Source organism: Aurantimicrobium minutum, assembly GCF_029894165.1.
GTDB lineage: Bacteria > Actinomycetota > Actinomycetes > Actinomycetales > Microbacteriaceae > Aurantimicrobium > Aurantimicrobium minutum_A.
On sequence record NZ_JARXXU010000001.1, the window covers coordinates 1,188,430 to 1,205,503 of the forward strand.

14 protein-coding genes are annotated in these 17,074 nt (G+C 54.4%); 5 read left to right on the forward strand and 9 right to left on the reverse strand.

Going from position 1 to position 17,074, the window contains the following annotated elements; all coding sequences use genetic code 11:
- The first annotated feature begins 88 nt into the window (after window positions 1-88).
- The 3 genes from M2119_RS06015 to lspA are packed head-to-tail and all read left to right on the forward strand — an operon-like array spanning window position 89 to window position 2,966.
- Window positions 89-478, forward strand: coding sequence for an ArsR/SmtB family transcription factor (locus tag M2119_RS06015; RefSeq protein ID WP_280804032.1), 390 nt, complete (start codon window positions 89-91; stop codon window positions 476-478).
- Window positions 475-2,436 carry a heavy metal translocating P-type ATPase gene (locus M2119_RS06020; RefSeq protein WP_280804033.1) on the forward strand — a complete coding sequence of 654 codons (1,962 nt, stop codon included), beginning with the start codon at window positions 475-477 and terminating at the stop codon, window positions 2,434-2,436. Before M2119_RS06015 ends, M2119_RS06020 begins: the two co-directional genes overlap by 4 nt.
- Entirely contained in the window at window positions 2,433-2,966 is a 534-nt protein-coding gene (gene lspA, locus M2119_RS06025) for a signal peptidase II (RefSeq protein WP_280804034.1), read from the forward strand. Before M2119_RS06020 ends, lspA begins: the two co-directional genes overlap by 4 nt.
- A 290-nt stretch (window positions 2,967-3,256) precedes the next feature.
- Here the strand turns inward: lspA and M2119_RS06030 are convergent, their stop codons facing one another.
- The 3 genes from M2119_RS06030 to M2119_RS06040 form a co-directional block, all read right to left on the reverse strand.
- On the reverse strand, window positions 3,257-4,408 hold the full coding sequence (locus tag M2119_RS06030) for a hypothetical protein (RefSeq protein ID WP_280804035.1): 1,152 nt from the start codon (window positions 4,406-4,408) through the stop codon (window positions 3,257-3,259).
- 358 nt (window positions 4,409-4,766) lie between these two features.
- Complete coding sequence (locus tag M2119_RS06035) at window positions 4,767-5,111, reverse strand: helix-turn-helix domain-containing protein (RefSeq protein WP_280804036.1); 345 nt, start codon at window positions 5,109-5,111, stop codon at window positions 4,767-4,769.
- A complete protein-coding gene (locus M2119_RS06040; RefSeq protein WP_280804037.1) occupies window positions 5,108-6,241 on the reverse strand; it encodes a site-specific integrase in 1,134 nt (377 codons plus the stop codon). Before M2119_RS06040 ends, M2119_RS06035 begins: the two co-directional genes overlap by 4 nt.
- Before the next feature lie 754 nt (window positions 6,242-6,995).
- On the opposite strand from M2119_RS06040, the gene M2119_RS06045 reads away from it, so the two are divergent.
- The gene (locus M2119_RS06045; protein WP_280804038.1) at window positions 6,996-7,592 is read left to right on the forward strand and encodes an HdeD family acid-resistance protein; all 597 of its coding nucleotides are present in this window, start codon (window positions 6,996-6,998) and stop codon (window positions 7,590-7,592) included.
- Between the two features lie 57 nt (window positions 7,593-7,649).
- Here M2119_RS06045 and M2119_RS06050 read toward each other — a convergent pair whose 3' ends face one another.
- Both M2119_RS06050 and M2119_RS06055 read right to left on the reverse strand, forming a co-directional pair.
- The gene (locus tag M2119_RS06050) at window positions 7,650-8,108 is read right to left on the reverse strand and encodes an NUDIX domain-containing protein (protein ID WP_280804039.1); all 459 of its coding nucleotides are present in this window, start codon (window positions 8,106-8,108) and stop codon (window positions 7,650-7,652) included.
- Between the two features lie 2 nt (window positions 8,109-8,110).
- Complete coding sequence (locus M2119_RS06055) at window positions 8,111-8,875, reverse strand: SDR family oxidoreductase (RefSeq protein ID WP_280804040.1); 765 nt, start codon at window positions 8,873-8,875, stop codon at window positions 8,111-8,113.
- 67 nt (window positions 8,876-8,942) lie between these two features.
- On the opposite strand from M2119_RS06055, the gene M2119_RS06060 reads away from it, so the two are divergent.
- A complete protein-coding gene (locus M2119_RS06060; RefSeq protein ID WP_280804041.1) occupies window positions 8,943-9,653 on the forward strand; it encodes a glycerophosphodiester phosphodiesterase family protein in 711 nt (236 codons plus the stop codon).
- A gap of 3 nt (window positions 9,654-9,656) precedes the next feature.
- Here M2119_RS06060 and uvrC read toward each other — a convergent pair whose 3' ends face one another.
- From uvrC to coaE, 4 genes are read right to left on the reverse strand one after another with little or no spacing between them, the layout of a single operon-like run.
- Window positions 9,657-11,531 carry an excinuclease ABC subunit UvrC gene (gene uvrC, locus M2119_RS06065; RefSeq protein ID WP_280804042.1) on the reverse strand — a complete coding sequence of 625 codons (1,875 nt, stop codon included), beginning with the start codon at window positions 11,529-11,531 and terminating at the stop codon, window positions 9,657-9,659.
- Window positions 11,532-11,533: 2 nt separating this feature from the next.
- Complete coding sequence (gene uvrA / locus M2119_RS06070; RefSeq protein ID WP_280804043.1) at window positions 11,534-14,395, reverse strand: excinuclease ABC subunit UvrA; 2,862 nt, start codon at window positions 14,393-14,395, stop codon at window positions 11,534-11,536.
- Window positions 14,388-16,469 carry an excinuclease ABC subunit UvrB gene (uvrB, locus tag M2119_RS06075; protein ID WP_280804044.1) on the reverse strand — a complete coding sequence of 694 codons (2,082 nt, stop codon included), beginning with the start codon at window positions 16,467-16,469 and terminating at the stop codon, window positions 14,388-14,390. The genes uvrA and uvrB overlap by 8 nt, the downstream gene beginning before the upstream one ends.
- Before the next feature lie 4 nt (window positions 16,470-16,473).
- Window positions 16,474-17,067, reverse strand: coding sequence for a dephospho-CoA kinase (gene coaE / locus M2119_RS06080; protein WP_280804045.1), 594 nt, complete (start codon window positions 17,065-17,067; stop codon window positions 16,474-16,476).
- Window positions 17,068-17,074 lie beyond the last annotated feature (7 nt).

A 17,074-nucleotide genomic window follows, 5' to 3' on the forward strand; every position in this document is an offset into this window, starting at 1 on the left:
TGCCATCTGCGGCAGGGGCTGCCAGCAAGCGGGTTCCCGGATGGGTCGAATGGGTCCTTCTACCCGACGGGACCGATATAATCGATACATGACGATTATATCGATGCAGGAAGCGGTTGATCTGGGGCCGGCGGTCGCGTTGTTCCGATCTCTCGGGGACCCCGCCCGGTTGGCTATTGTTCAGCGTCTTGCGCGGGGTGAGGCGACCGTGAGCGACTTGATAGTGGATCTGGGACTGGCTCAGTCGACTGTATCCGCCCACGTCGCGTGCCTTCGCGATTGCGGTCTCGTGGCGGGCCGGCCGGAGGGGCGGAAAGTGATTTACTCACTGACCCATACCGAGTTGATCGATCTGCTTGCGCAAGCCGAGACCCTGCTGGCGGCGACCGGCAATGCGGTCAGCCTGTGCCCGGTCTACGGGACACTCAGCGCTGGGGCGGATAGCGCCGCCTCCACTGTCGGGCTGGCGAACCGGTGAGTACGGCACCGGACCACGGCAGTGGTGCCCTCTCGGACGGCGAGGTCGATTCAGACGAGGAGCCGACAAGTTTCTGGCAGGTCACCGAGTTCCGGGCAGCTGCTCTCGCCGGTGTTCTGCTGCTCGCGGGGTGGATTGCCACACTGGCCGATGCCCCAGTGTGGGTATCCCTGCCGCTGGCGGTAGCCGCACTGCTGATCGCCGCCTGGACGTTCGTCCCGTCCACACTGAAGGATCTCCTCAAGGGGAAGATCGGCGTCGGGACGCTGATGACCATCGCCGCCGTCGGCGCCGTCGTCTTGGGTCAGGTCGAGGAAGCGGCCACTCTAGCGTTTCTGTACGCGATCTCGGAGGGGCTCGAGGAGTACTCGCTGGCACGAACTCGACGGGGACTGCGGGCTCTCCTTGACCTGGTGCCCGCCGAGGCCCGGGTCCTGCGGGCTGGTACCGAGGTCTCCGTCGCACCGACAGACTTGATTCTGGGGGACCGGATGGTGGTCCGCCCGGGCGAACGGCTCGCAACGGACGGTCGCATCCTGATCGGCCGCACCTCGGTCGACATGTCCGCGCTGACCGGCGAGTCCCTCCCCATCGAGGTTGGTCCCGGCTCCCAGGTGTATGCCGGGTCAATCAACGGAACAGGACCCCTCGAAGTCGAGGTCACCAGCACCGCGGACGACAACTCTCTGGCGAAGATCGTGCATATTGTCGAGGCAGAGCAGTCCCGCAAAGGTCCAAGTCAACGCCTGGCCGATTCGATTGCCAAACGCCTCGTACCCGGCATCCTCATCGCTGCAGCCCTCATCGCCGCCTACGGATTCATCGTTGGGGATCCGCTGCTGTGGATCGAGCGGGCCCTTGTCGTCTTAGTCGCAGCTTCTCCGTGCGCCCTGGCTATCGCTGTTCCGGTGACGGTGGTCGCTGCAGTCGGTGCAGCCAGCAAATTTGGTGTGCTGATCAAGGGTGGTGGGGCGCTCGAAGCGCTCGGGAAGATCCGCACTATCGCCCTGGACAAGACCGGCACCCTCACTCAGAACAAGCCCGCTGTGATCGAAGTCGTGACGAAACCTGGGACGACCACGGAGCGCGTGCTGGCGATTGCTGCCGGGCTGGAAGAGCGCAGTGAGCACCCGCTGGCCCGCGCTATCCTGACGGCCTCGCCAAATCGAATTGCCGTGTTGGAGGTAAACAGTGTTCCCGGTGCCGGCCTGGAAGGGACCGTTCACGGCAAGCAGGTCCGCCTCGGGCGGCCGGGCTGGATTGACGCCGGTAGCTTGAGCGACGATGTCACGCGGATGCAGCAAGCCGGTGCCACGGCCGTTCTGGTTGAGGAGGACGGTGAACTTCTGGGCGCAATCGCCGTCCGAGATGAACTGCGACCAGAAGCCGCGACTGTCATTGCCCGGCTCACTGCGGCCGGCTACCGGACAGCCATGCTCACGGGGGACAACACGCTCACGGCGCAGGCCCTGGGGTCCGCGGCCGGGATCACTGAAGTTCACGCCGAGCTTCGCCCGGAAAACAAAGCGGACATCATCCGCGCTCTGCAAATACGCCAGCCGACCGCGATGGTAGGCGACGGTGTCAACGATGCCCCCGCTCTCGCGACGGCGAATGTGGGCATTGCGATGGGCGCAATGGGTTCAGACGTTGCTATCGAGACCGCCGACATTGCTCTCATGGGCGAGGACCTCCAGCACCTTCCTCAAGTCCTCGAACACGCCCGGCAGACCCGGCGCATCATGCTGCAAAACGTGGGTATGTCCTTGCTCCTGATCGCGGTTCTGATCCCACTTGCGCTTTTCGGTGTCCTGGGTTTGGCAGCCGTCGTGCTGGTCCACGAGCTCGCGGAGATCGTCGTCATCGGTAACGGCGTCCGCGCGGGACGGATCCGAAGAACCATCATCTCGGACCCCGCAACGACCAACAGCTCACGCACGCTGACGGCGACATTGTGACCGTTGCGAAAGCCGATACGGCGCCCGACCTGCGACGGCTGGGGCTCGTCATCGGGGCGGCGAGCCTCGCCGCCGGCGTTGACCTAACAGTGAAAGCCGTAGTCAGCACCCAGCTGGCCAGCGGGACGGTCATCGACTGGGGCGTGCTGAGCATTCAGCTCGTCTACAACCCTGGGGTAGCCTTCAGCCTCGGTTCCACTTTGCCATCCTGGGTGATTTCAGTTCTTACCGGAGCGATCATTGTCGCACTCGGTGGATATCTGATCACCCGATCACAGACCTTGACTGCGCTCTCCAGCCTGGGCGCAGCTCTCCTTCTGGGCGGTGCTCTCGGCAACTTTATTGACCGCCTCGATGGCGGAGGCGTGGTCGACTACCTGCACACGGGATGGTTCGCCACATTCAACCTCGCGGACGTATTCGTCACCGTCGGAGTCGCAATGCTCACGCTGGGCACGCTCGTTGGTCAACGGAATCCGACACGCACCCTTTCCGGGCAAAACGCCGGCTCTCGGCCCTCGCGCCGGTGAACTCACAAGTGCCCTCGTGCCACACGCTTTGAAGTCGCGACGTAGGGGACACTCGACAGCGCTGGCCACAACGCCCGTCGGACAACTCGAGGTCTGTGCCGTGCTCGTGAACGGTTGGTGAGCGCGAGTTCGGCTGTTCGTGGGGACCCCCACCGAGGACGCACCTATAATGCTTTGCCTGGAGACAAGTCCGCAAGGCTCGTTCGCTGAAGATGCCCGCTGAGCGGGCGCCGACCACAGAGACGGGCACTGTCTTCACTTTGTCCGAACCAGGTGGCAGATCTGGACTGTCACGTCACAGGAGGACGCTCGTTGGCGAATCGCGGGTTCTTGTCGATGACGTAGCTGGACCACGGGACTGTCGCGGCAGTCGCATGCTTGGACATGATTTGTTTGCTGTAGCCGAGCATCCGAGACAGCGATGTGGGGTCGATCTCCTCGACGAGTCCTCGTATGGTCGTGTTCCGGACGCCCTGAATGTCGATTCCGATGCCGCGCAGCTTCAGCACCAGAGTGTTGGGGGAGCGGGGCTTGCCCGCCCGCTGCCCTGGGAATAGCCAGTTCGTGCCCGAGTTGACTGTGCCTTGGTGTTCACGGCTCTCCAGGTGCGCGAGGAACAAGGGGATGAATGGCTCCGGGATCGGCGCCGGGTAGCGGCCGAGCTTGAGGGTGACTCCGGTCGGCTTCACTTCGACATCGTCGAGGGTGAGCATGCAGAGCCGGCCGATTGGGACGCCATACAGCAGGAAGATGAGGGCGGCGACTCGGATTGACTCGCTGATGTTGACGGCCTCGATGAGTGTCTTGATGTGTTTCAGTCGCTCGTCCTGGGTCAGCATGGGGGTCGTCTGAGCGAGGCGTACTGGAACATCGACGCCTTTCACCGTCCGTTCCTTGCGGAGATATCGGACGAAGTTCCGAATCTGCTTGCGGGTTGAGGGTCCCTCAGAGAGGTATTCGTCGATGTGGACCTGACCCATCGTCGCGGCAGTTCGCCCGTGTTCGTCCAGGAGCCAGCGGAGGAACTTTCCGGCCTCGGTGATCTCCTGCTTGGCGCTACGCGCGGCGTAGTTCATGTTCTTCGTTTCGGAGGACTCGCTCTTTAGCCTGCGGAGGTGGTGCCACTTCGCGAACCGCTCAATCGGGGAGTGAATCTCCGGACTGCCTTCGAGCTCGTGGAGCCGTTCGTCGAGCCACTGCTCGAAGATGGCAAGCTGCCGGTCATCCTGCGCCGGGAGCATTCGATTGTGGGTAAGGATCGCCCGGAGGTGCTCGACGGAGTGAGTCTTTGGCAGAGTGTCGAACGCCTCGTGGGACAAGCTGACTTCCCGGTTCCCGATGCGGCGAAGGAGGTCGGATGACGCCCCTCCATTGCTGCGGAGCCAGGTGTAGATGCTTTCCGGCCGCCCGACAGAGGTCAGAACAGCAATCAGCCGTTTCAAGCGCAAGTCCGGAGGTTCATTCGGCTTGAGTAACGCGGTCAGGTCTGCGGTGAGAACGCAGACGATACAGTGCCCGCCTCGGAAGCGCTCGGCCTCGCGGCCGCAATTAGCACAAGTCAAATTGGTCGTGATCCCGGCGCACTCCCGGCAGATGTCCTTGCCCGTGTCAAGACGGCCGGGCAACATCCGGTGTTCACCGCAGAGGGGGCATTCGCCGTAGGTGTGGGAAGCCTCAGTGAAACAAATGCCGCAGATGCGTCCGTCGGGCCAGCGAACCCGGATCTTTCCAACCTCGCGCCCACACCTGTCACAGGTATAGCCGGTCCTCGCGCTCCGCGGCCGTCCGCGAGGCTTGAAGTCAGTCATCTTCTGGGCGACGAATGCGCGCCCGGACCGGACGGTACGCCTCCAACAAAGGGACATCCGTGCCCTGGCCAACAGCAGCTCGGTCCCGCTTGGTCTTCACATCGACACTGGTGTACGTGAACATGTCGCTGGCTTCGACCGCGAAGATGTCGCAGAGGGCTGCCAACACCTGGAACGCGATCCGGTCCGGGTCCTGAGACACGAGCCTGTAGATCTGTGACTCGGACAAGGTGATGCCGCGGTCGCGGAGCGGGTCAACCAGGTCACGGCTGTTGCGCATCCCAGCACGTGCCATCAGCTCCCGAACTCGGAACTTGTACTCGATCTGGCGTTTCATCGCGCTACCTTTCCGGTTGACCGCTTTGGTTTGAGGAGAAGGCTTCCCCTGCTGTTAAGCATGTCCTTGGTGAGGACTCTTTCCATCTCCTTCACGGCGAAGTCAGCCGAGGGGAGTGTGTAGATGGTCGTAGTGGACGTGTTGACATGGCCGAGCTGCATCGAGATGAATTTCTCGTCATAGCCATAGACCGTGATCATGTGCGTGGCGTAGGAGCGCCGAAGGCCGTGGATGTCAAGACCGGGTTCCAGCCCCAGCTCCTTCACGTAGCCCTGGAACCGAAGGAGCAGATCATTCTCGGCGACGACACCGCCTGTCGAGGTGGGGAACAGGTGTGTCATCGGTTGACCGAACCGGGGGAGTCCGTTCTCGACCCAGTCGGCAACTGCCTCGGCGGCCCAGTCGACCAGCGTGAGGACGGAGCGTTGCTTCTTCGGAGCGCCCTTGTTCGACTTGCCATTGCGAACCCTCACGATCCCATAGTCGCCGAAGTACGGAGCCTTGGCGCTGCGGGAGAAATCGACCAGGTCCAGCTTGCGCATCTCGTCATGGCGAAGCCCCCAGCCATAAACAACTTTGAGGGCGACGGCGTCTCGCCACGCTGCCAAGCCACCCTTCCTCCTTGACCTGAGGATGCGTTCGACCTCATCATCGGCTAGGTCGAAGAAGTCCTGAAGCTCGGCCATGTCGAATGCCCGCTTCTCGGGGCCCATGGTCGCTTCCTGGGTGTGCTTCGCCTTGTTCAGGTCGGTGATGACCTGCGACATGGACGTACCGAACATCCGGCCACACGTCTCGTTCCACTGGTATATGTCGCTCGTGGCGTAGGCGCAGAACAACGAGATGTCGCTCTGGTACGCACGCGCCGTTTCCTGGGAAAGGTTTTTCACCCCGCGCAGGTGAGCGAAGTAGTCGTCCGCGTCCCTGGGCGTCCACTCCCACGGGAACTTGCCACTGAACTCGGCAAAGCCCACAACGGAGGCAATCCGGCGCTTGACCGTCTTCTCGGTGAAGTTCTTGGTGAACTGCTGTCGCTTCCAGCCGGTCAGGACCTGCTCCAGGAACGCGTCTCGGTCGGGCCCACGATCCGGAAACTGAAGGAACGACAGTCCGCCCATTTTGTCGACCAAAATGCCTCCAAGTCGTCTGCAGTTTTTGCAGTCTAAGAGCAAAAAATGCAGAGCACAAGAGGGAATGCCTGATCAAATTTGGTTTCAGGGCTCGCACTGTGAAGGACAATTCGAAGCAGTTGCGAAGCGCCTACGCGGCGCACATTGAAGAAACAAGTCCTGATCAACATGCTTTAATGCGAACCAGTGGAGGGGATACCGGATTTCCGGTCAAGAGCATACTTTGCTAATACCTATTTTACTAACTGACATAATGTGTATTATCGGATATTACAAGCTCAAATACTGTGGGCCACACACGCCACCACGGTAAGTCTGAGACCAACAGAATTCTTCACGGTACTGAAAGTATCCGAAAGCTTCAAACAGGCCGCGCCTGGCATTAATGCGCAGCAATTCAAATTCCTTTTGGTACAAAGATGCCCAAAGGAAGTTCCGTCAGGAGCGATTCTTTGACCATGTTGTGATCAGTGTGGATCCTTCGAGCCGAACACGTGGGATTACCTCCGCCCCCGCCATATCCAGACCACAATCCGGACAAACTGACATAATTCGAAAATATAGAACAGGGCTTTTGGGCATACGAGTTCATCGTAGATTTTGCGAGACAGTGGGTACCGCTTGTTGGAGCAGGAGGTGAGGGAGAAACCACTGCCTGAACACCTCAAGAAGTATTCTCGTGTATCAAATACCAATAAACACGTTCTGAGGGATTTATAGTGTGAGGTGCGAACTTCGCAACAAAAGGAGTTATATGTCTACCCCATCCCCTCAATCAGGCTTCACGTTCTACGGTGATGGCCACGAAACCTCCAAGCAGGCTGTCAAGGTACTTCAGACTGGACTGTGGATTGGTGCTGTTCTTGCTGGAGTTTTCGGTGTGATTATTCTCGCCCAGCCCAAGGCTTCACTCATCTTGATCGCCATCTTGCTAGGACTCTATTTCCTTATCCGCGGACTCGTTCGACTTGTCGTTGGAATCTTTGCACCCGGTCTCACTGCTGGTGGGCGCACATTTAGCATCATCCTTGGTGTGATTTTAGGCGCAGTCGGCATCATTGCGCTCAGTAACCCTGGCACAGCAATTGAAATCCTGGGCATCCTCATTGGTTTGTCATGGATCCTGGACGGTATCGCCGCCCTGATTGAATCAGGTCGAGCAGCATCCCGCGGTTTTGCAATCTTCGCCGGCATCGTTGGAATTATTGCTGGTGTTGTGATGCTGTTTGCACCCATTATTGGGGTCGCAGTAATCATGTACATCGTCGGTATCTTCCTAGTACTGCTGGCCATCATTCAGATCATCGGCGCCATTGTTTTGGGCGTCAAAGCCAAAAAAGCTGGAATCTAAACTCAACCTTCATAAGAAAATGCCCCCGGTCCTCCGGGGGCATTTTCTGTATGTTCATTAGAAATCTTTGAGAGCACGCTCTACTAAATCTGTGAGGGGCTCGGGTGAATATGGCTCGCCCGAAGATTTCAACTCCTCGATATGCCACCAGCGCACAGAAGAGATGTCAGTAAATTCATTTTCCATCCAGTTGTCACTGATTGGCTCAAAAGTTGGTGTGCGAAGAACGAAATATTCACTGTGTGTGGTCTGAACGTGTCCATCGTTGAAGACAGAGGTACCTTCAGTGGTCCAGAACGGCTCCCCCACACTGTCGACCCTGAGACCTGTTTCCTCAAAAAGCTCACGAACGGCCGCTTCAGCATGAGTTTCATGATCCTCCACTCCCCCGCCGGGTGTGATCCACCGCGTGTGTGGAACCATCAAATTGGGGGAATGAGTCAAGAGCAACAAAAGGCGGTCAGCATCATCTAGAAGAATGACTCGAGAAACGCGTCGATGCGCAGGACGGGACATGATCACTCAGCGACGAAGGAACTTACGTCGCCCACAAGGCGCGTGTTGTCAGCTGGAACGGGTTCAACTGCAGCGAGGGCTACTTCTGCAGCGAATTCGCTCACGTTGTACAGCTTTCCTGCAGATTCCTTCCGGGCGTTGATCGCACCAGGGTTGGCTCGCTCAAGAAGTGTGGCGGTGATGGTGCCTTCAATCATGTCTCCGGAAACCACCGTGAAACCGATGCCACGTTCTTCAAGTTCGGGAATCATGTCACGGAGAGCATCTTCACCTGCACGCTTGGACAGTGCGACGGGAAGGTATTCATCCATAGTCGGTGTTGTCCTAATAAAGTGGGCTTGGTGGCTGGTGACGAAGACCACACGTGCTCCATCAACGAGAACTTTGAGAGCTGCCCTGAGAAGATTGACTTGGGAATCCCGATTTAACTTCATGGCATAGTCTTCGCCCATGCCGGATTCCATGCCGCCTGAAGCGTTCATGACAAGAATGTCGAGCCCACCAAAAGCCTGCTGAGCTGCAGAAAACATCCCTTCTACAGATGCAAGATCAGTTAGGTCTGCCCCCACAGCTATCGCCTCTCCCCCATTAGCCTTAATGGAATCGACAATCTTCTGTGCACGTGCCTCTTTGTTCCGAAAGTTCACAACCACTGAAGCGCCAGCTTCAGCAAAATAATTGACAGTGTCAGCACCAATTCCGCGGGAAGATCCTGTAACAAGCACACGCTTTCCAACAAGTGAACCAGCAGCTAATGGGTTAGACACATTCGTCTCCTTCTTAAAAGTTTTCCTCATGCAGACTATCAAGGACACTGAGTGTTACCCTCGAGCCGTGCACCCCTATTTTTCTGGCCCCGTTCCACACATCTTTGCTCATCGAGGTTTAGCTGTGGATTGCAAAGAAAATACACGTGAAGCATTTGCTGCCGCGCTTTTGGCTGGTGCTACTCATCTCGAAACAGATGCGCACGGAACTGCGGACGGTGTGGCAGTACTGTTTCATGACGACGTACTGGACAGCAAGGAAATTTCCTCTTATACCCACGCCGAATTACCGGACTACATTCCAACCTTAGAATCTGTGCTCAACGAATTTCAGAGCGCACGATTCAATATTGATGTAAAGAACGAAGCGGCTATTGTTCCTGTTTCACAGGTGATAAAAAAACTTTCTTCAGAGGATCGAATCCTCATTTCTTCGTTCAGTAGTAGTCGACGTCGCAAAGTAGTTCAGAACTGTCCGGGGGTTGCGACTTCAGCATCAACTTTGCAATTTGCCCCGGCATTTATCGGCGCATTACTAGGGCAACAATGGATGGTGAACATCGTGCTCAAAAATTGCGATGCTGTACAAATTCCTGCTCGAGCTCTGGGCAGATCAACAGTGACACCTCGGCTTGTGCGTGCGTACCATCGTGCAGGTGTGCAGGTTGATGTATGGACGGTTAATGACGCTCAACAGATGGTCGAGCTTGTCGGGGCAGGAGTCGATGGCGTGGTGACAGATCGCGCAGATGTGGCCCGGGAAACCTTCCCAAAATAGTGACTATTTCTGTGCGAGCGTGCTTTTAATTGCCTGAGCTAATGCGGGACTTATCTGCGGAATAGCAGCAACTTCCTCAACCGATGCTTTTCGAAGCTGGGCTACCGAACCAAAATGGGAAAGAACAGCTTTAACCTTGGTGGGCCCCATGCCGGGAACTTCAGAAAGAACTGTATTGATGTCTTTCTTTCGGCTGGCGCGCTGGAACGAAATAGCAAAACGGTGAGCCTCATCACGGAGTTGTTGAAAAAGAAACAACGCTTCTGAATTTCGAGGAAGAATGATCGGGAACTTCTCCCCCGGCAACCACAATTCTTCGAGTCTTTTCGCGAGACCGACGAGGGGAATATGTGAGAGCCCAGCCTCAGATAAAGCTTGTGCTGCGGCATTGACCTGAGGTAGCCCGCCATCAACCACAAAAAGCCCCGGTGGATAGGAAAAGCTGGATGCTTTCTTCTCCTCATCAATGTCTTCACCGGTGAGATACGCAGCTCGACGAGCCAAAACTTGATTCATCGCATCAGTGTCATCTCGAGCCGATGCGATGGAAAACTTTCGATAATCAGACTTCTTGGCGAGTCCATCCTCAAAAACCACCATAGAAGCCACAATTTTGGTTCCACCCAAGTGTGAAATATCAAAGCATTCAATTCGTAGTGGAGACTCTGGCAGACCCAATGCTTCTTGGATGTCTCCCAACGCCTTTGTTCGTGTGACATAGTCAGCTCGCCGTTTTGTTTTGTATAACAAAAGCGCTTGTTGAGCATTATGAGTCACCGTAGCTGACAAAGCCGCGAGATCGCCTCGCTGGGCCACACGAAGTTTGACGGCAGCCGCACGTGAATCTTCTAAGCGTTCTCGTCTGAGTTCAGTGAGCCACGTAATGATGGCGGAACTGTCTAGGGGTAACTCAGGAACAATGACTTCACGAGGAGGAATGTCGGAATCGTCATATGCTGTTCGGAGCATATTATCAACCAGCTCACCAGAACTGACATCGAGTTCGGTATCTACATTCCACGAATGAACACCACGAATTCTGCCTTCTCGCACCACAAACATCTGCACGGCTGCAGAAAGTTCATCTCGGGCGAGGCCAAATATGTCGGTATCTACATCGTCCTCAAGGACAACAGAACTCTTTGACGCCACCGTTTCAAGAGCTTGTATGTTGTCCCTATATCGCGCTGCCAATTCATAGTCTTGCGCCTCTGAGGCGGATGACATCTTTTCTCTGAGCTCACGCACATGGCCGTCGTTTTTGCCTGCCATAAAGGCAGCGAGGTCGAGAGCAATGGAGCGGTGCTCTTCTGGTGTAACACGACTAGCGCAGGGCGCTGCACACCTGCCAATGTCTCCCAGAAGACATGGCCGCCCACTACGTTCAGCTTTCTTATAGACACCATCTGAACACGTACGTACGGGGAATACAGGAAGTATGAGATCCAAAGTCTCGCGAATGGCCCATGTTTTTGTGTAGGGACCGAAGTATCGAGCGTTGTCCATCTTGCGTGTTCTCGTCACGAGCACACGGGGAATTCGCTCCCCCAGGGTGATGGCGAGATAGGGGTAACTTTTATCATCACGAAACTGAATGTTGAATGGCGGATCAAATTCCTTGATCCAGGTGAACTCTAACTGCAGTGCTTCAAATTCTGAACCGACAATTGTCCATTCGACGCTCGCGGCACTCGTCACCATACGTTTTGTACGCTCATGCAACGTATGAAGTGGAGCAAAGTAACTTGTCAGTCGGGCTCGGAGATTTTTGGCCTTGCCTACATAGAGAATGCGACCCGTCTCATCCCGAAATCGATACACTCCTGGACTGGTGGGTATGTCCCCCGTTTTAGGGCGATACGGAACAGTATCTGCCATGACTATGCAGAAATAATTTCTCTGAGGAAAGTTGCTGTGTGGCTCACGGTGCTCTTGGAAACTTTTTCGGGTGTACCCACAGCAATAATCTCACCGCCACCGGCGCCACCTTCTGGACCTAAGTCGATAATCCAGTCCGCGCTCTTGATCACGTCGAGATTGTGTTCAATCACGATGACCGTATTTCCCTTTTCAACAAGGGAGTTCAGTACCAGAAGAAGCTTGCGAACATCTTCGAAATGAAGACCCGTGGTTGGTTCATCAAGGACGTAAATTGATCGACCGTTACTTCGCTTTTGAAGTTCTGTGGCTAGTTTTACACGTTGTGCTTCACCGCCCGACAAAGTCGTAGCACTTTGACCCAGTCGAACGTATCCAAGTCCGACATCAACGAGGGTCTGTAAGAAGCGATGAATTGAACTAATGGGTTGAAAGAATTCCGCCGCCTCGGCGATAGGCATCTCTAATACTTCGGAGATGTTCTTGCCCTTATAGCGAACCTGCAATGTTTCACGGTTATAGCGCTTCCCGTGACACACTTCACAGTCCACATAGACGTCAGGAAGGAAATTCATCTCGATTTTGAGGGTTCCATCCCCGGCACACGCTTCACAACGACCGCCTTTAACATTGAAGCTAAATCGTCCTTGTTGGTATCCCCGCGTCTTCGACTCTGTCGTTTCTGCAAAGAGTGTGCGGATCTTGTCGAAGACACCCGTATAGGTAGCTGGATTGGAACGTGGTGTGCGACCAATGGGATTCTGGTCCACGTGAATGACCTTGTCGAGATGTTCAAGACCAGTCACACGAACATGCTTACCTGCGACTGTCCTCGCACCGTTGAGCTTGTTAGCTAAGACTTTATAGAGAATGTCGTTGACGAGGGAAGACTTACCTGAACCTGAGACACCTGTGACGGCGGTAAATGTTCCCAGAGGAAAGTCCGCAGTAACTTTTTTCAGGTTATTTGCCTCAGCACCGACAACAGAGATCATGCGATCTTTATCGAGTGAACGACGCTTCTTGGGGATTTCAATGACAGTTCGTCCTGAGACATAGTCGGACGTCATCGACTCGGTGTTCTTCAGAAGGGACTCGTAGTCTCCTGAGTGAACCACGCGACCACCGTTCACTCCAGCGCCCGGTCCGATATCAACAATCCAATCCGCAGTGCGGATAGTGTCTTCATCGTGCTCCACGACAATCAAGGTATTACCAAGATCGCGAAGCTTGATCAGGGTATCAATGAGACGACGATTATCTCGCTGGTGGAGGCCAATAGAAGGCTCATCGAGTACATAGAGAACTCCTGTCAGCCCAGAACCAATCTGAGTTGCAAGACGAATGCGTTGCGCTTCTCCGCCAGAAAGAGAACCTGCAGAACGAGCAAGATTGAGGTAAGTCAAACCAACCTCGATGAGGAAGTCCAAACGAGCTCGAATCTCTCTGAGAACTTGTGCGGCAATCATCGCGTCGCGTTCGGACAGTGTCAAAGTGTCCATAAAATCTCGAGCTGCAGAAAGAGGAAGTTCGGTCATATCGGCTATCGACAGCCCATTGATTTTGACGGCAAGAACTTCATGTTTCAAACGCTGGCCATGACATTCCGCACAGGGAACTTCCCGAAGATATTCTGCCCAGCGTGCACGCTGAACATCAGTTTCTGCCTGCATGTATTGACGCTCAATATACGGAACAACACCTTCAAAACCTGAGCTGTACTGGACCTCACGGCCGTATCGATTTTTCCATTTCACTCGAACGTTGAAGTTATTTCCCGTCATCACTGCTTCACGTATCTCTTCGTCGAGTGATTCCCACGGAGTATCCAAGGAGAAGTCAAGATCTGACGCAAGACCCAGGAGAAGCTTTTCGTAGTACTGAAACAATCCCTTTCCTTGTGTGGCCCAGGGAATGATCACGCCGTCATTGATGCTCAATGACGGATCTCCAAGAAGTAAATCTTCGTCGACAGACATCTTTGTGCCCAAGCCAGTACACACCGGACATGCACCAAAAGGTGAATTGAACGAAAAAGTTCGTGGTTCAATCTCAGCAAGTTGAATGGGATGTGCGTTGGGGCAAGATAACTTTTCGCTAAACGATTGCCACGCTGCATCACCTGATTGATCAACAAAATTGATATCTACAGTCCCATTGCTCAATTTGAGAGCTGTTTCTAAAGAGTCAGTGAGACGAGAAAGTAAATCAGGGCCTGCGACGAGACGGTCGATCACGACAGAGATGTCGTGCTTGTAGCTCTTTTTGAGCGGAGGAGCTTCAGCCAGTTGTACAACGTCACCATCAACCACAGCGCGTGAATACCCACTGGCCATCAGCTCTGCAAAAAGGTCAACAAATTCTCCCTTTTTCTGGGATACCACAGGTGCCACAACCTGATATCGCGTTCCTTCTTCGAGATTCATGAGTTGATCAGCAATTTGCTGCACCGTCTGTGACTGAATGACTTCACCACACTCCGGGCAGTGAGGTACTCCGATACGCGCCCAGAGCAGACGCATGTAGTCGTAGATTTCGGTGATGGTGCCGACAGTAGATCGAGGGTTACGGTTCGTAGATTTCTGATCAATCGAGACGGCAGGAGACAGGCCTTCAATGAAATCAACATCTGGACGATCAACTTGCCCCAAGAATTGCCGAGCGTAAGCGGAAAGTGACTCTACGTAACGTCGTTGTCCTTCAGCAAAGATGGTGTCGAAAGCCAGGGACGACTTCCCCGAACCTGATAAGCCCGTGAAAACAACGAGGGAGTCTCGTGGAATCTCTAGGTCAACGTTCTGCAGGTTGTGCACGCGTGCGCCCTTCACACTGAGATGTGAGTGAGCGTAGAGGGGCTTAGGCATGTCCTGCTTCTTTCATAATGCGGAGTTCACGTTTGAGTTCGGAGAGTTCATCGCGCAATCTGGCAGCGAGCTCAAACTTTAACTCTGCAGCGGCAATAAGCATTTGTTCGTTGAGATCACCAATAATGTTTTCGAGTTCGGTTGCTCCTGCTTCTCCAATGCGAGGAGTGAGGAGTGTAGAAATACTAGGCCTGGTAGCACCCGACTTTGTCTTCTTGTTACCTCTATCAGATAGCAGCTCTGCTGTATCAGCTTCTTCGCGTTGCAACATTGCTGTGATGTCGGCAATTTTCTTTCGCAGGGGCTGAGGATCAATACCTCGTTCAAGGTTGTAAGCAATCTGCTTGTCTCTCCGGCGTGTAGTTTCGTCAATTGCTTGAACCATCGACTTTGTCATCACATCGGCATACATGTGCACTTCACCAGAGACGTTACGGGCAGCACGACCGATTGTCTGAATGAGTGATGTCGCAGAGCGGAGGAATCCTTCTTTGTCTGCGTCCAGTAAGGAGACGAGGGAAACCTCAGGAAGGTCAAGACCCTCGCGGAGCAAGTTAATGCCCACGAGAACGTCATAAACGCCTTGACGGAGTTCTGTGAGAAGTTCGACCCTGCGCAGCGTATCGACATCTGAATGCAGGTAGCGCACTCGAACACCTGCTTCGGTCAAGAAGTCGGTCAGTTCTTCGGCCATCTTCTTCGTCAGAGTGGTCACAAGAACTCGTTCATCTTTGGCCGCACGAACGCGGATCTGCTCCAAAAGATCATCGATTTGGCCTTGGGACGGCTTCACAACAATTTGTGGGTCGACCAGCCCTGTCGGACGAATAATTTGTTCGACAACTCCGTCGGCAATACCCATCTCATATTTTCCGGGGGTCGCCGACAGATAGACCGTTTGCCCCACACGTTCTTTGAACTCATCAAAACGTAAAGGCCTGTTATCCATTGCAGAAGGGAGACGGAATCCGTGTTCAACAAGTGTGCGCTTGCGTGACGCGTCCCCTTCATGCATTGCGCCAATTTGTGGAACAGTCACGTGCGACTCATCGATGACGCACAAAAAGTCATCAGGAAAGTAGTCCAGTAAACACTGGGGTGCTTCTCCCGGTTCGCGTACATCGATATGCCGGGAGTAGTTTTCAATTCCGGAACAAAAGCCGATCTGCTGCATCATTTCAAGGTCAAAAGTTGTTCTCATGCGCAAGCGCTGAGCCTCGAGGAGCTTGCCCTGTTTTTCGAACTCGGCCACACGTTCTTCCATCTCTTCACGAATAGTGATGATGGCTTTCTTCATGATGTCTTCACTGGCTACATAATGCGAGGCAGGAAAGACAGAAATCATCTCGAGTTTTTCTACCACATCACCTGTGAGAGGGTGAAGGCTATAGAGGGCTTCAATTTCATCACCAAACATTTCAATGCGAACAGCAAGCTCCTCGTACATCGGAATGATTTCAATAGTGTCTCCGCGCACACGGAAGTTTCCTCGTGAAAAATCAATGTCATTTCGGGCATATTGCATTGCGACAAACTGGCGAAGAATAGCTTCCCGTGGAATGCGCTCGCCTACTACGAGGGTGATCATTGCATCTAAGTACTCCTGAGGAGCTCCCAGCCCGTAAATACAGGACACGGTAGAAACAACAACCACATCACGACGTGTGAGCAAAGAATTGGTTGTTGAGTGGCGCAGACGTTCTACTTCCGCGTTGATCGAACTATCTTTTTCAATGAATGTATCGGTCTGAGGAACGTACGCCTCTGGTTGGTAGTAGTCGTAGTAAGACACAAAATACTCAACGGCGTTGTCGGGAAGTAATTCACGAAATTCGGTGGCAAGTTGAGCTGCAAGAGTTTTATTGTGGGCCAAAATCAACGTGGGGCGTTGGACTGCTTCAACAAGCCAGGCAGTGGTGGCGGACTTACCTGTTCCTGTGGCTCCAAGTAGGACGACATCAGTTTCACCGGCATTGACTCGTCCAGCTAACTCAGCGATAGCAGTGGGCTGATCGCCACTTGGGGAATATTCAGAAACGACCTTGAAAGGCTTCTCAGATCGTCTCGGTTCCACTCCCCTAGTCTATGTTCGCTAGCTGGTTCCAGAGAGCGTCAACTTGAGCATATGTGTGGTTGATGTTCCCCGACGTATCAATCACGTGATTGGCAATTTTGAGGCGTTCTTCTTCCGGCGCTTGCGATTGAATGCGGGACAACGCCTCGGACTCCAACATGCCACGATGTTCCATCAAGCGTTCAACGCGAATACTTTCGGGAGCACTAGCTACAACTATCGCATCGAAGGAATATCTTGAGTTAGCCTCCACTAAGAGGGGAACGTCGTAGACAACTACGCTCCCCACAGGAGCTTGGGCAAAGAGTTCTGAGGTACGGCGGTGAACAGCAGGGTGAACGATTGAATTGAGCATTTCTCGTTGTGTCTCATCTGTAAAAACAATTTCTCCCAAAGCACTTCTGTTGAGGCTTCCATCCGAGTTCAGCACTCCAGCTCCAAAATGGGCGATGATTTCCGCTAGGGCAGGTGTCCCCGGTTCAACAACTTCACGAGCAATCTGGTCTGCGTCAACAATATGAGCACCATGTTCAGCTAAGCGACGGGCAATCGTCGACTTCCCCGAGCCAATTCCACCAGTGAGACCAATCAACGTCATGGCATCA

What these genes read in the sequence shown, in the direction of transcription:
- uvrC (WP_280804042.1), bottom strand. Translation starts at nt 11,531, where the DNA reads ATGGCAGATACTGTTCCGTATCGCCCTAAAACGGGGGACATACCCACC.
- M2119_RS06035 (WP_280804036.1), bottom strand. Translation starts at nt 5,111, where the DNA reads ATGAAACGCCAGATCGAGTACAAGTTCCGAGTTCGGGAGCTGATGGCA.
- uvrA (WP_280804043.1), bottom strand. Translation starts at nt 14,395, where the DNA reads ATGCCTAAGCCCCTCTACGCTCACTCACATCTCAGTGTGAAGGGCGCA.
- M2119_RS06050 (WP_280804039.1), bottom strand. Translation starts at nt 8,108, where the DNA reads ATGTCCCGTCCTGCGCATCGACGCGTTTCTCGAGTCATTCTTCTAGAT.
- coaE (WP_280804045.1), bottom strand. Translation starts at nt 17,067, where the DNA reads ATGACGTTGATTGGTCTCACTGGTGGAATTGGCTCGGGGAAGTCGACG.
- M2119_RS06045 (WP_280804038.1), top strand. Translation starts at nt 6,996, where the DNA reads ATGTCTACCCCATCCCCTCAATCAGGCTTCACGTTCTACGGTGATGGC.
- M2119_RS06015 (WP_280804032.1), top strand. Translation starts at nt 89, where the DNA reads ATGACGATTATATCGATGCAGGAAGCGGTTGATCTGGGGCCGGCGGTC.